This window comes from Pricia mediterranea (genome assembly GCF_032248455.1).
Classification (GTDB): Bacteria; Bacteroidota; Bacteroidia; order Flavobacteriales; family Flavobacteriaceae; genus Pricia; species Pricia mediterranea.
Map to the genome: position 1 here is coordinate 1,754,017 of NZ_JAVTTP010000001.1, position 14,772 is coordinate 1,768,788.

A 14,772-nucleotide genomic window follows, 5' to 3' on the forward strand; every position below is an offset into this window, starting at 1 on the left:
AAAAAGCGTACATTTCAAGAGTAAAGGATTTCCAAGCCCAGAGACGCACTCCAGTCCCTTTTTTCGGGCTCAGCCCACCCTGGGGAATTCAACCCACTGCGATAAAAATCAAAAACAATGCCTAAAGTTGAGCCAATCCGTTACAAAATTAAAGAACGCTTGCTTAATTTTGCAGGCACTACTAGAATTTAGTTAACGAGGTAGTTAACATAGTGGCTAAGGGTTTGGGATTTGGGGTTTAGGACTTAGGACTAAATAGATTTTGCACTGCTTGCGCACAAGGTATGTGCCGCGTTTTGTCCCTTCATTTCAATAAAATATACTACATGGGCGCTTTTAATTTTCAAAGAATAATGAAGTATTACATCTCCGTCCTGTGCCTGGTCGCTTCAATTGGTATCGCCTCCTGTGGCAGCGAAAAAAACAAGGAGACTTCGTCCTCCCAAGAAATAGAAAGCATCGCCAATCCAAAGAATACACCCTTGGAAACTGCCCCTATGGACAAAGCGGATAGCCTGGTTGCAGCAACCATTGCGGCACACGGTGGCAAACGCTACGATACGGCCCATTACGGATTTCGGTTCAGGGACAAGAAGTACACCTTTCACAACACCAACTCCGGCTTCACCTATACCGTGACCGGTCACAAAGAGGGAAAAACAATCAAGGACATCCTTCAAAATGGGACATTGACCCGCATGGTTGACGGAGATACCGTACAGCTATCCCCCAAGGATGTCGCAAAATATACCGAGGCCCTGAATTCCGTAGTGTATTTCGCCACCTTGCCCCACAAATTGAAAGACCCGGCGGTCAATGCATCCTACGAGGGACTCACAACGATCAAGGGGAAGGACTATCAGATATTGGCCATATCCTTTGATCAGAAAGACGGGGGGGTTGACCATGAAGATCATTTTATGTATTGGGTCCATCCACAGACGAAAATAATCGACTATATGGCCTACGATTATGAGACCAATGATGGCGGGGTGCGGTTCCGAAGCGCTTACGACCCGCAAACGGTCGGAGGCATACGGTTTCAGGATTACGTGAACTACGAAGCCCCGGTCGGCACGCCCTTGAAAGAATTGCCCGCACTCTATGAGGCCGGAAAGCTGAAGGAACTATCCAGAATCGAGACGGAGGAAGTGACGGTATTGGAAGAATAAACTGCCCCCGTCGGGCAAGCTGTCCGAACATCGGCCCCTAAAGTTCGGGCAGACCGCTTGAATCATTCTTTCGAAAAGGTTGTAAGCTTCAGGATTTCTTTATCTTGGCTTGGCCCATCATCTAATAACGATATGCCCCACTGATCGATTAATCGGAATATCTGGTCGAGCGCAGTCAAGACCGATTTTGAAAGTCGGGATATCGTTTCTTGCGATTTTTAGTATCTTCGGGGAACTAAAACCAGCCCATGCCGCTCGCCATAGTCATTGCAGGAATCATCCTGCTTTTTATCCTGATCGCCCATTTTAAGCTCAATGCATTTATCTCTTTTATCATCGTATCCCTTTTGGTGGGCGTCGCGGAAGGGATGGATTTCCTGACCGCCATCCAATCCATCCAAAACGGTATAGGCAACACCCTGGGCTATCTGATATTAATCTTGGGCTTGGGGGCCATGTTGGGCAAACTGGTGGCCGATAGCGGTGCCGCCCAGCGTATCACCACACAACTGGTGGATAAATTCGGGAAAAAGAACATTCAGTGGGCCGTGGTGCTGACCGGTTTTATCGTGGGGATCCCCATGTTCTACACGGTCGGGTTCGTAATTTTGGTGCCCCTGGTATTTACCGTAGCGGCCGCTACGGGGCTTAACCTGATCTACGTCGGACTTCCGATGTTGGCCTCGCTCTCGGTTACCCACGGCTACCTGCCCCCCCACCCCGCCCCCACTGGTATCGCGATTATGTTCGACGCCAATATTGGCAAGACCCTGTTGTACGGGATAGTCATCGCCATTCCCGCCATTATCGTTGCCGGCCCCCTTTTTTCCCGCACCATCAAAAACGTAAACGCTACCCCTTTAAAGGAGTTTATGAATCCGAAAGTGCTTACGGATGAGGAGATGCCGGGTACGCCGATCAGCATCTTTACCGCTTTGTTGCCGGTCGTGTTAATCGGTCTGGCATCGCTTGTAGCCTTGGTGCTTCCCGAAGAAAATATCGTCCGGAAAATTACCGATGTATTGGGCGACCCGGTCATGGCCATGCTGATTTCCGTGTTGGTCGCAATCTATACACTGGGACTCGCCCGCGGTAGAGAAATGAAGGACGTGATGGAGTCCGTGGCCAGTGCAGTATCGGGCATTACCATGGTACTACTTATTATCGCCGGTGCCGGTGCCCTAAAGGAAGTGCTTATCGACAGCGGGGTAAGCGAATATATCGGGAACATGCTCAAGGGTTCGACCATTTCGCCCTTGGTCCTGGCCTGGCTTATTGCGACCGTGATTCGGGTCTGCGTAGGATCGGCCACGGTAGCGGGCCTTACCGCGGCAGGCATCGCCCTGCCCCTGATCGCCAATACCGGGGTCAGCCCCGAACTGATGGTATTGGCCATCGGCTCTGGCAGTTTGATGTTATCCCACGTCAACGACGGCGGCTTTTGGCTCTATAAAGAATACTTTAACCTCTCGATAAAGGACACCCTGCGCACTTGGACGGTCATGGAAACCACCGTCGGGGTCATGGGGCTTATCGGGGTACTGGTGTTGGAGCAGTTTGTGGGGTGATGTCAGACCATACCGATCATAACCGAGCGGGGCGCTAGAAACGGACAAGCATCCGGGCGGGTCTAAACACTAGGTTTGACTCGCGAAATCGTCCAAAATTTCGTTCTTTTGTAATACATCCTTTAAAGTAAATACTATGTCATCCGTATCAAAAAAAATCGAAGAACTAGGCCTGATTTTGCCGCCAGCCCCACCTCCGGCGGGGCTTTACAAACCTGTACTTGTGGTCAATAACTTTCTATATGTATCCGGCCAAGGTCCCATGCTGCCCGATGGCTCCCTGATGAAAGGCAGGGTCGGAGATGATCTGGACCTTGAGAAGGGAAAAGCAGGGGCTCGCCAAGTCGGCCTTACGATGCTCTCGACCATACAGACCCATTTTGGGGAAATCGACCGCATCAAACGTCTGGTCAAAACCTTGGGCATGGTCAATTCCACCCCTGATTTCGAAAATCACCCTCTTGTAATCAACGGCTTTAGCGAGTTGATGGCAGAAGTTTTCGGCTCGGAGCACGGGGTCGGGGTGCGCAGTGCCGTAGGAATGATGCTCCCGGGTGGCATTCCGGTAGAAATCGAAGCCATGTTCGAATTGCATTAGAGCGTACAGAAACAGAAGTTTACAATGAAAAGAACAAACTGGTACGCGTTAAACGATACCCATGATGTGATTACGCCCGCCTTACTGGTATACCCGGATTGGATCCTTCACAACATCCGCACTATGATAGAAATGGCCGGGGGCGCCGAACGGCTTCGTCCACATATCAAAACCCATAAAACGGCGGAAATCATTGAGATGCAACTGGATCAGGGCGTCAAAAAGTTCAAGTGCGCAACTATCGCAGAGGCCGAATTGCTGGCCATGTGCAATGCCCCTGACATTTTATTGGCGATGCAGCCGGTAGGGACTAACATTCAACGGTTCTTCGAACTCATGTCCAAATATCCGGAGTCAAAATTCTCCGCTCTGGTCGATACGCCCGATATCCTTGATGCCTTGTCCGATATGGCGAAATCACAGAAGGTCGTTGTTTCCCTTTGGATGGATATCAATTGTGGGATGAATCGCACGGGTATCCTTCCCGACGAAAATGCCGTCACCCTCTACCGCCGGATGGACGCCGACCCCAATGTTGATGCAAAGGGATTGCATGCCTACGACGGGCATATACGGAATACGGAGGTCACGCTACGAAAAGAAGTCTGCGATGCATCTTTTGCAACCGTTACGGATCTCAAAAAAGAACTGGAATCAACGGGAACCCAAGTCGCCGGCATCGTTGCCGGAGGGTCGCCCACCTTTCCATTTCACGCCCGGCGCAACGGGGTAGAGGCCAGTCCGGGAACCACCCTGCTCTGGGATGCCGGCTATGGCGGCCAGTTTCCCGAGATGGAATTTCTTCCGGCCGCCGTGCTGCTCACCCGCGTCATTAGCAGGCCGTCAAAAAAGACCATCTGCTTGGATTTGGGACACAAGCATCTCGCTTCCGAGATGCCATTTCCGAGGGTAGACTTCCTAAACGCTGAAAATTGCACTCAAAAAGGCCAGAGCGAGGAACATTTCGTGCTTGAATGCGAAAACACGAAGGACTATGCCGTAGGAGATGTCTTCTACGCCGTTCCGGTACATATCTGTCCCACTGTCGCCAAATACACAAACCTAGAGGTAGTTTCCGAAGGACGTATTATCGATTCTTGGGAGGTCGCGGCTCGAAATCAGCGAATCAGCATCTGATTATCGATGAATTCGATGGTATTCAAGTCTGAAATCGGTTCGAACGGGCCGCATCCCACGGCCCTATTTCGACGACATACGATTACCCGAAAATCATCGTTTAATATTGTAAAGGTGTCCGCATGGCAGGGTATTTGCTATCTTTAAAGCGGACTTTTTATCGTTTCATAATGCCAAGAAATTATCTGTTCCCCGTTTTAATTTTCCTACTTGCGGCTGTAGCGGTGCGTGCCCAGACGGACCTTCCTACAAAAAAACCCTTGGAAATCGACGTGGCCAATAAAATCGATGACACCGCCGAACCCGATAAGGGCACCTCGTTGAAAATACCTTCCGTTATAGACAACAATCCCGAGGTCAAATTGGACATGGGAAAAAGAACCCCCGTTAAGATGCTTCCGGAGCGGGAACTCGTTCAAGCGGGCACGGGCATGAAGATTGACCCTAAAGCGGGTCCAAGACAACCCAAGGAAGGGTCTAGGGAACATTTCTCGGACATGTACCTTGGCGATGTCAAAAGCAGCGGGAAGTTTGTCGGGATTGTCTGCCGCGACCATGAGTTCGTTGACGGAGATCGAGTCAGGATATGGCTGAACGGGAATGTAGTGGATCCAAACACTTTTTTGACCGGTTCTTTTAAAGGTATAAACGTCGATTTGGAAGAAGGCTTCAACCGCTTTGAATTCGAAGCCCTAAACGTCGGATCTTCGCCCCCGAACACTGCCCAAATCAATGTCTACGACGATAAGGGTGAACTTATTTACTCCAATAAATGGTTATTGTCAACCGGGTCGAAGGCTACTTTGATTATAACGAAGGATGAATTGTAAGCCCGGCGTTTGCCTTTCTAGAGTTTAAGACCCTGCAACCGTCCGTCCGACGGGTCTAACATTGTGTGAATCTTCAAATAGTTCGGACCTCAGGTTCCAAAATTGTTGCAGTTTTACATTGCACTATTTACGTATTATTCCTATCGTTCCCCGGGCCGGTACCGCTCCTCCGCTCTTTTTAGCACATCTTTTCTGTAATAGGGAACATTCTTCCAATCTGCTTTGGCGTAGCGTTCGATCTGATCATCAAAATGTGGGGATTCGGGGTCGCCACTCTGCCCGCCGGCCAAGATGCTCTTTGCCTTGACCTGCTCGCCGAACTCCACCACGGCCGCGAAACTATTGCCCCGGGTACCGTAGATTTTTTTAGTATTGTTGTCATATCGCGCTCCATAAGCGGCTAATGCGCCCCAGCGGCCCGAAGCGAAGCCAATGGGCCGGCTGGGCTTGTCGTCGTCGAAGGCCTGGCGGATATCGCCGTTGAGACGCTGGTAGCGGTTGACCTCCCCCCACGACATCTTCCAGGAACCGAAATCGGCCGTGAGTTGGTCGACGACCTCCTCAAATATCCGCAACCCATCATCCGAATTTTTGCCCAGCCAGGTGATGGTCTCCATAGCGCTGAGCCCTTCAGGATATTTGGCATCCCGAAGCATGGCCGTCCCGTAATAATGTGCCAAGGTCATGGCGACCGATGCGGACCCTGTTCTGTAATCCCATTCCCTTAGTAGTTCAATAGGATCCAACAATTTGGGATTTCTATTATCGAAGCCATAATAATTCTGGATCAACCCGGGAATTAAGGCCTCGAATGCGGGCAAATATGGGTCGTGCGCCAGTTGTATCAAACTGTCGAGCGTGTAGCCGGTTCTGCCCGTCAGAAGCTCGATGGCGTGTACGCCCCGAAAATTCTCCCTGTCGATGGACATATAGCCAGGATAGTCTTTCCGCTTCGGACCGAATCCCGGCGCAGCGGTGTACGGGGTGGAATTGCAATTCTGTATCCATCCATTGCCGGGATTTTTGATCAGGATGTTCTCGTCGACCGTATGCAAGCCTTGCCAATCGGTTTTCGGATTACTGCCGTCCACCGGTCGGGTATAATCAAAACGAGTATCCCTTCTCGGAATAAAATTGCCATGGAAATAGGCGATATTCCCATCGGCATCGGCATAGACTGTATTGTTACTGGAATTGGTACGGATATCCATCATCTTTCGAAACCCTTGGTAACCATCTTGCTTGGTACGGATAAATGATTGTTCGAGCGCCTTGGGCGGTGCCCACATCATAGCGGAGGCCGTCCATTGGCCATCTTCCAAATGCGTAATCGGACCATGGTGGGTGCGGTAAGCAGGAAAAGATTTTTCCTTTAGTCCGTCGCCATCCTTATACTTCAACACGATGTCATAGGTTTCCACCGGCCGCAGTTCCTCACCATATTGGTAGAGCAACTTGCCGTCGATATTGACGATCGTTTCCTTGAACTCGTCGATAATATCGGTATAGGTGCTGGTATGCATCCATCCTGTTTTTTCATTGAAGCCCTGATAAACAAAAAATTGTCCCCAAGTAACCGCCCCGTAAGCGTTCAAGCCCTGTTCGGAAACTGCATGCACCTCGCCCCTGAAATAAAAAGAGGTGTGGGGATTGATCAGCAGCATCGCATCACCCGAGCGGGTCAATTCACCTGAAATCGCGATACCGTTGGACCCTTGGGGCTCCCCTTCCTCTATTCGCTCTTCCGTTTTGCCTTCCCCCTTTTTGATCTTTTGGGGATGGGTTTTATTCATCCTGGTCTTCTTAGGCTGATTTTTTGTGGGATGGACTTCCCTAGATTGGATTTTCCCGGACTGCATTACCCGTGCTTCGGGAATTTTGACTCCACTCTCGTAAAATGTCCTGATTTTTTCGGTAGAAATTCGCTCGATATCGCCCCCTATGGAGCCTTCGCTAAAGTACATGGGCATCCAAGGTTCGAAATGGGTCAACAGCTTGGGGCGCACCTCCGGATGGGTGTACAGGTAGTAATTGACCCCATCGGCAAAGGCATCGCAGAGTTTTTTTAACCATTCGGGACTCTCCTCGTAATTGGCTTTTGCCTCCTCCTCGGTCATAAAAAGCTTGGCCCTTAAATCACTGTAAAGAGCTTCTTCGCCCTCCATTTCGGCCAAGCGGCCGGTCGCCCAGATGTAATTCCTTTCCACCCGGTTAAAATCGTCCTCACACTGGGCGTAGAGGAGTCCGAATACCGCATCGGCGTCGGATTTACCGTAGACATGGGGAATTCCAAAATCATCGCGAAAAATTTCCACGTTCTCCGCCTGGGCCTGCCATCGCGCGACCTCGGCGGTAGATTGCGCAGTAAGGAGCAAGGGAAGCAGCAAGGTGGCGCTGATCAAAAAGGACAGCTTGTGTATCATAGGGTCAGGCTTTTATAGCGTGAATGTACTAACTTTTGTCAATATTTATGCCCCCGAAATCAAATCGACCTTCTTGGCATCATTCCATTTGTGTCCCACTCCGGCAACCTGTAGCCAATGTCAGCTACCCATTCCCAAACAATCATTTATGTTCCGTCCGTATTGGGTATCGTCCTAATTCAAGTAACTTACACGTTCTTTCAAAAAAGCACCATGCCCGATCAAAAAGTAAGTATCCTTAGCGCCTTTAAGACCATTATCTGGCCCAGGCGCAGATTGGTATTTATCGGTCTGATCCTCATCGTAATCAGCAAAGCCGCGAGTTTCGTCACCCCGATCGCCTCAAAATATTTGATTGACGAGGTCATCGCCAACAAGGACATCGAAATGCTCAAACTGCTTGTCGCCGGGGTCATCATAGCCATATTGGTACAGGCCGTCACCTCGTTCTTGCTGACCAAGATCCTAAGCGTTCAGGCCCAGTTCATGATTTCGGAACTGCGGGCCGATGTACAGAAAAAGGTGCTCTCGCTGCCCATCCGATTTTTCGACAATACCAAGTCCGGCAATCTGGTCTCCCGCATAATGACCGATGTACAGGGGGTCCGGAACCTCATCGGCACGGGTTTGGTGCAGTTGGTCGGCGGTACCGTAACGGCCGTAGTCTCCCTTATCCTATTACTGAATATAAGTCCCGCTATGACCGCCTTTACCTTTATTCCCCTGACCATTTTTGCGGTTATCGCTTTAAAAGCCTTTAAGATCATCCGCCCAATTTTTCGCAAACGCGGGAAAATCAATGCCGAGGTCACCGGTCGCCTGACCGAAACCTTGGGCGGCATCCGGGTCATCAAGGGGTTTAACGCCGAAGCCCAGGAACACCGTATTTTCGAGGATGGGGTTCACGAGCTCTATACCAATGTCAAAAAAAGCCTGACCACTACTGCCTTTATGACCAGTTCGGCCACCTTTCTCATCGGTATTGCCACTACTGGGGTTATGGGCTTTGGAGGATACAAAATTATCGAGGGCACACTGACCATCGGCGACCTCTTGATGTTTACGGTGCTCTTGGGCCTAATGGTCGCACCGATCGTGCAAATGAGCAATATTGGCAGCCAGCTGACCGAAGCTTTGGCGGGATTGGACCGTACCGAGGAACTGATGAACATGACCCCGGAGGCCGATGAGGCCCAACGCACAATTGAGCTCGACGGCGTACAGGGAGATATGGCCTTTCACGCGGTATCTTTTGCTTATGAAGAGGACAAGGAAGTACTTCACGACATCAGTTTCGAGGCCAAATCCGGTTCGGTCACGGCCTTGGTCGGGAGTTCCGGTTCTGGAAAAACGACCATTGCGGGTTTGGCGGCCAGTTTTCTGACACCCGATTCGGGAAAAGTTACCATTGATGGGAAAGACTTGTCGAAAGTGGACCTCAATAGCTTCCGTCAATATCTGGGCGTTGTTTTACAGGATGATTTTTTATTCGAGGGCAGCATCCGGGAAAACATTCTTTTCCCCCGCCCGGATGCTTCCGAAGAAAGATTGCAGCAAGCGGTCAAGGCCGCCTATGTCGATGAGTTTACCGACCGTTTCGATGAGGGACTCGACACGTTGATCGGGGAGCGCGGTATCAAGCTTTCAGGGGGACAGCGCCAGCGAATTGCCATCGCTAGGGCGGTGCTGGCCGATCCAAAAATATTAATCCTTGATGAGGCCACCTCGAATTTGGACACCGAAAGCGAGGCTTTGGTACAAAAAAGTCTGGCCGAATTGACCAAGGGGCGCACGACCTTTGTTATCGCCCACCGATTGAGCACCATCCGAAAGGCCGACCAGATCCTAGTCATAGAAAACGGCCGCATCCCCGAACGCGGCACCCACGATGAACTGATCGCTACCGAAGGAAGATATTACAACCTATTTACTTATCAGGCAAGGATCTAAGGAACATGGAATTGCGAGCAAAGCGCCGCAATTCACAAAAAAAAAGGAACCGTGCGTACACGGCTCCTTCTTAAAATTTAATTCAGGAGAACTCCTAAATCACTTTCTCTTCTTACTGCTCAACTGCGTTACCTTCTTCGTCAACGATAAGAGCTCCGGAGGTTCCATCTTCCAAGGAAACTTCCACTTTATAGTGACCTTCTTCGTTCTTGGCGGCACCGTTAACGGAAGCGCCAGGATAGTTAGTCTCGATCATTGAAGTAACTGCCTCAGGCAATTCTTCAACGGCAATCTCGTTGAATCCGTCTTGTGCGGTAGCAGCGGCATCTTGTGCAGCGTCTTGGGCTTCATTAGCTTGATCTTGCACTTCAGTAGCGGCATCTTGTGCCTCGGTAGCTTGCTCTTCTTGAGCAAATGCAGTCAAACTTCCCAATGCAAATACGGCTGTAATAAATAACTTTTTCATGGTGTTCTAGTTTTAAATTTGTTACTAATTTAGATTCGCTTTATACATTGAAAATAGTATTCCAAACAAATAAAAATTATACAACAACCTGGTTTTAAGTGTCTTATAATTATTTTGTATTTTCGCGGATTGTGTAAAACTGTGTAAACATGGAAGAGATGGGTAAAGTTTTCACGGTTTTTAACTCTCAGGGGCCAGTTCGACCTCTAGGCCTTCGAGGTCTTCGGTCATATGAATCTGGCATCCCAACCTACTGTTGTCCTCTACATAAAAAGCTTCTGCCAGCATGGCCTCTTCGTCATCGGATTTTTCGGGAAGTTTATGATCTGATTTCACATAGCATTGACAGGAGGCGCACATGGCCATTCCCCCACAGACACCAATGGTGCCTTCCGGAGCGAGTTCATAGGCTCGTACAACTTCCATCAGGTTCATGTTCATGTCGGTGGGGGCGTCCACTTCGTGAGTTACGCCTTCGCGGTCGGTAATCTTTAGGTTTATATCCAAGGGAATTATGAACTAATAGGTTTGTGAAAAGGTGAGATAGTGAGTTCACTAACTCATAGTTTTACTTTTAAATTTTAGTCGATCGCCTTTACCACTGCCTTCGGCGCCTCCTTCTTACTTCCGTCGAAACCTTTTATTCCCCCTACCGTGGTGTACTTCATCACATAACGTTTATCAGGGAAAATACGCTGATAGGCACTTTGACACATCAGGGTCGCCTCGTGGAAACCGCAGAGAATCAGTTTCAGCTTCCCGGGATAGGTGTTAACGTCGCCAATGGCATAAATTCCGGGTACGTTGGTCTGGTAATCGAAGGTGTCAACCTTGATCGCGTTCTTTTCGATTTCGAGCCCCCAGTCCGCAATCGGACCCAGCTTGGGCGATAGTCCGAACAAAGGAATAAAATGGTCGACCGCTATTCGTACATCTTCTACCGCGGTAGTTTTTCTGCGAACATTTACCGCTTCCAATTTTTCCTCCCCTTCCAAGACCGTGACCTCCCCGGGAGTAATCAATCGAATTTTACCCAGGTTTTTAAGGGACTGGACTTTTTCCACCGAATCGAGTGCCCCGCGAAATTCCTTTCTTCGGTGCACCAAGGTCACTTCGGAAGCGACATCGGCCAGAAAGATGCTCCAATCCAAGGCCGAATCGCCCCCGCCCGCAATCACTACCTTTTTATCGCGATAAATCTCGGGGTCTTTGATCATATAGGCAATCCCGTGGTCCTCATATTTCCTAAGATTGTCCAACAACGGCTTTCGTGGCTCGAAGCTGCCTAACCCACCGGCGATGGCAACGATGGGAGCGTGGTGTTTTGTACCCTTGTTTGTGGTCACAATAAAGGAACCATCCTCTTGGGTCTCGATATTTTCGGCGCGTTCGCCCAAGGTAAATCCCGGTTCGAAGGGCTTGATCTGTTCCATGAGATTATCCACCAATTCGCCTGCAAGGATTTCCGGGAATCCGGGAATATCGTAAATCGGTTTTTTGGGATAAATTTCGGAACACTGTCCGCCTGCCTGGGGCAATGCATCGATTAAATGGCACTTTAGTTGTAACAATCCCGCTTCAAAAACGGCAAAAAGCCCTGTAGGGCCCGCACCGATTATCAAAATATCCGTTTTAATCATTAAAATCCTTTCTTAGTTCATAAGGATAAACAAATCCAAACTTGAGCTGTATCCGTGATTCGTGTCCGGTTGCTGGCTTGACTGTAGCCTAGTTGCAAATCTCTCCCGTCCCAACTACAAAAAACATGACATTTATCACCAAATCTATCTAATCGTTTCCTTTAAAAAGGAAGCTGATTCGATTATGACTTCCCTACAAACCTATCCTCGCAACAGGTACGCTCTGGTATTTTCAAGAAACGGGTTGCCCGACGTTGACTACCTCTTCGATTTGGGGGGCGTACTTCTTCACGGTCATTTCCACACCGCTCTTCAAAGTCATCTGATTTACGGTGCAGCCGATGCAGTTTCCTTCTAACCTCACCTTTACGGAGTTGCCGTCATCAATGGACACCAAGGAGATGTCACCCCCGTCACTCTGCAAAAAGGGGCGGATTTCCTCCAAGGCCTTTTCTACGTTCGTTCTAAGTTCTTCCGATGTCATGAGCTCTTTCCTTTAACGGCGGAACAGCCCGCCATTGTTGTTATCTTAATCGCTTCCGTGGGAGGAAGGTTTTCATTTCGGTTTACCAGTTCCTGAACCGTATTCCTGGTCAATGCCTCGAAGGCTTCCTCAATGGGGGTAGCGGTCTGCAGTGCAGCCGGCCTTCCTACATCACCCGCCTCGCGGATGCTCTGTACCAACGGAATTTCCCCCAAAAACGGCACTTTCAGGTCCTCTGCCAAATGTTTGGCACCTTCCCTTCCAAAAATATAGTATTTATTGTCCGGAAGCTCCTCAGGTGTAAAATACGCCATATTCTCGACAATACCCAAAACGGGTACGTTGATGGACTCTTGCTGAAACATAGCGACCCCCTTGCGTGCATCCGCCAAAGCGACCTCTTGCGGGGTACTGACCACCAAGGCCCCGGTCACGGGAAGGGACTGCATAATACTTAGATGGATATCGCCCGTACCGGGAGGTAGGTCCACGAGCATAAAATCGAGTTCGCCCCAGTGGGCATCGAAAATCATTTGGTTAAGCGCCTTCGAAGCCATGGGGCCCCGCCAAATAACCGCCTGGCTCGGTTGCGTGAAGAATCCAATGGACAGCAGTTTGATACCATGGCTCTCGACCGGTTTCATCTTAGACTTCCCATTGACATTCACGGCCAACGGCTTTTCTTGGACTACGTCGAACATGGTCGGCATCGAGGGACCATAGATATCTGCATCCAACAGGCCCACTTTAAAGCCCATTTTCGATAAGGTAACCGCTAAGTTGGCCGTTACGGTGGACTTGCCCACCCCACCTTTACCAGAGGCCACCGCGATGATATTTTGGATTCCGGGTATCGGTTTACCCTTGATTTCGTTGGTTTTAGGCTTACCGGCCGGCGCATCTACCTTGATATTGACCTTGATTTTGGCCTTTTCGTAAACTTTGCGGTGGATCGTTTTTAGAATTTCGACCTCGGTCTTCTTGCGCGCCTGCAGACTGGGGTTGGAGATGGTGATATCGATTTCTACCTCATCCCCAAAAACCTGTATGTTCTTGACCGACCCACTTTCGACCATATTTTGGCCTTCCCCAGGAACGGTAATGTGTTCCAATGCCTTTAAAACTTCCTTTTTATCTAACTTCATTATACGTTGACTTTGCCGCTTTTATGTAAACTCTTTCTAAATAGCAAAGATACGGTATAGGGCTGAGATGGTGAAAAGGATAGGAATTAATTGTAGTACGTATGGATAAGCATCAAAAGATTCTAAACCTTCCTCCCATCCAAAAGGTTGATAGTGCGTTTTGCGTAGACCGCGTTATTCTCATTATGTGTGGCTTGAATGATGGTCACGCCCTCGTCGTTCAGTTCCTTGAACAGGTCCATGATCTCGGTACTCTGTTTCGAGTTGAGGTTGCCCGTAGGCTCATCGGCCAAAATCAGTTTCGGTTTACTGATCAGGGCTCGGGCGACGCCGACCAGTTGTTGCTGTCCGCCACTAAGCTGGGTCGGGAACAGGTCTTTTTTACCGACGATTCCAAAACGATCTAGCATATCCGCTACCAAGGCCTTGCGTTCCGTACCTTTATGCTTTTTATAGAGCAGGGGCATTTCGAGGTTTTCATAGACCGTCAGCTCGTCGATGAGGTGATAGGCCTGGAAAACAAAACCGATATACTGCTTGTAAAGGTTGGCGCGGTGTTTTTCCTTGAGCTGGTGCACTGGTTCATCTAAAAAGCTGTATTCCCCCTCGTCAAAATCGTCGAGCATTCCGATGACATTAAGCAAGGTAGACTTCCCCGAACCGGACGGGCCCATGACGGAGATGAACTCCCCCTCTTTGACGTCGAGGTTGATGTCCTTTAATAAGAAAACGCGTTGGCCTCCGGACTGGACCCATTTGAAAATATTGTTCAGTTGTAGTAGCATGGTTTAAGTTGTTTAATTTCTGGATTGTTATGTCATTGAATTACTGGAACGGTTCCAGCAATATTGTATCGGTTACCACTCCATAGATCCGCTCCTCGTCGGGGTGAAATTTGTCGAATGTCCAATCGTAATGGCCCATCGCCCGATGACCAGGACGGCACTTAGCCCGATAGAAAGACCAACCATATTGATCAGGGAAAAAACCTTGTGCTTCCAAATGTTTCGGAAGGCAGTTTTTAGGATGGTTTTTAACATGTGGTCCTATGCATTGCAGGCAGTGGAAAACCTAAGTAAGAAATCTATTTCCGTGCCAAATAGTTAGATTACTGGTTATTAGCGCATTAAAAACTATTCTTGATAAGCATCCTTTTTGATGTGTTAAATATTTGGACGAATACTGCACAAAATATTGACAACAAAATAAACGGTACCGGCATGAAGACCCTCCGCAAGGCTTAAGGTTGGCCATTACATCTCGTCTATCCGGTGCGCGACCTACCGTACATCCTAAAATCCCGCTGCTATCCGTTAACACCTTCTTTTTACGGTCAAAAGCTTCTATCGAACATACGAA

Annotated in this window: 13 protein-coding genes; 6 read left to right on the forward strand and 7 right to left on the reverse strand. The window is 49.2% G+C overall.

Going from position 1 to position 14,772, the window contains the following annotated elements; translation table 11 throughout:
* Nucleotides 1–353 precede the first annotated feature (353 nt).
* The 5 genes from RQM65_RS07290 (at nucleotide 354) to RQM65_RS07310 (ending at nucleotide 5,305) form a co-directional block, all read left to right on the forward strand.
* Nucleotides 354–1,172, forward strand: coding sequence for a DUF6503 family protein (locus RQM65_RS07290; RefSeq protein WP_314013796.1), 819 nt, complete (start codon nucleotides 354–356; stop codon nucleotides 1,170–1,172).
* 248 nt (nucleotides 1,173–1,420) lie between these two features.
* Nucleotides 1,421–2,740 carry a gluconate:H+ symporter gene (locus RQM65_RS07295; protein ID WP_314013797.1) on the forward strand — a complete coding sequence of 440 codons (1,320 nt, stop codon included), beginning with the start codon at nucleotides 1,421–1,423 and terminating at the stop codon, nucleotides 2,738–2,740.
* A gap of 136 nt (nucleotides 2,741–2,876) precedes the next feature.
* Entirely contained in the window at nucleotides 2,877–3,338 is a 462-nt protein-coding gene (locus RQM65_RS07300; protein WP_314013798.1) for a RidA family protein, read from the forward strand.
* Nucleotides 3,339–3,362: 24 nt separating this feature from the next.
* A complete protein-coding gene (locus RQM65_RS07305) occupies nucleotides 3,363–4,475 on the forward strand; it encodes a D-TA family PLP-dependent enzyme (RefSeq protein WP_314013799.1) in 1,113 nt (370 codons plus the stop codon).
* Nucleotides 4,476–4,645: 170 nt separating this feature from the next.
* Complete coding sequence (locus RQM65_RS07310; RefSeq protein WP_314013801.1) at nucleotides 4,646–5,305, forward strand: hypothetical protein; 660 nt, start codon at nucleotides 4,646–4,648, stop codon at nucleotides 5,303–5,305.
* A 140-nt stretch (nucleotides 5,306–5,445) separates the two neighbouring features.
* Here RQM65_RS07310 and RQM65_RS07315 read toward each other — a convergent pair whose 3' ends face one another.
* Nucleotides 5,446–7,728, reverse strand: coding sequence for a penicillin acylase family protein (locus tag RQM65_RS07315; protein ID WP_314013802.1), 2,283 nt, complete (start codon nucleotides 7,726–7,728; stop codon nucleotides 5,446–5,448).
* A 213-nt stretch (nucleotides 7,729–7,941) separates the two neighbouring features.
* Here RQM65_RS07315 and RQM65_RS07320 point away from each other — a divergent pair, with 213 nt between their 5' ends.
* Nucleotides 7,942–9,678 carry an ABC transporter ATP-binding protein gene (locus RQM65_RS07320; protein ID WP_314013803.1) on the forward strand — a complete coding sequence of 579 codons (1,737 nt, stop codon included), beginning with the start codon at nucleotides 7,942–7,944 and terminating at the stop codon, nucleotides 9,676–9,678.
* A 112-nt stretch (nucleotides 9,679–9,790) separates the two neighbouring features.
* Here the strand turns inward: RQM65_RS07320 and RQM65_RS07325 are convergent, their stop codons facing one another.
* From RQM65_RS07325 to RQM65_RS07350, 6 genes are all read right to left on the reverse strand, one after another.
* Entirely contained in the window at nucleotides 9,791–10,144 is a 354-nt protein-coding gene (locus RQM65_RS07325) for a hypothetical protein (protein WP_314013804.1), read from the reverse strand.
* 180 nt (nucleotides 10,145–10,324) lie between these two features.
* Nucleotides 10,325–10,657: a 2Fe-2S iron-sulfur cluster-binding protein gene (locus RQM65_RS07330; RefSeq protein WP_314016801.1), complete on the reverse strand. Its 333-nt coding sequence runs from the start codon at nucleotides 10,655–10,657 to the stop codon at nucleotides 10,325–10,327.
* A 68-nt stretch (nucleotides 10,658–10,725) separates the two neighbouring features.
* Complete coding sequence (locus RQM65_RS07335; protein ID WP_314013806.1) at nucleotides 10,726–11,784, reverse strand: NAD(P)/FAD-dependent oxidoreductase; 1,059 nt, start codon at nucleotides 11,782–11,784, stop codon at nucleotides 10,726–10,728.
* A 232-nt stretch (nucleotides 11,785–12,016) separates the two neighbouring features.
* Complete coding sequence (locus RQM65_RS07340) at nucleotides 12,017–12,268, reverse strand: NifU family protein (protein WP_314013808.1); 252 nt, start codon at nucleotides 12,266–12,268, stop codon at nucleotides 12,017–12,019.
* On the reverse strand, nucleotides 12,265–13,413 hold the full coding sequence (locus tag RQM65_RS07345; protein WP_314013810.1) for an Mrp/NBP35 family ATP-binding protein: 1,149 nt from the start codon (nucleotides 13,411–13,413) through the stop codon (nucleotides 12,265–12,267). Before RQM65_RS07345 ends, RQM65_RS07340 begins: the two co-directional genes overlap by 4 nt.
* 122 nt (nucleotides 13,414–13,535) lie before the next feature.
* A complete protein-coding gene (locus RQM65_RS07350; protein ID WP_314013811.1) occupies nucleotides 13,536–14,198 on the reverse strand; it encodes an ABC transporter ATP-binding protein in 663 nt (220 codons plus the stop codon).
* Between the last annotated feature and the right edge of the window lie 574 nt (nucleotides 14,199–14,772).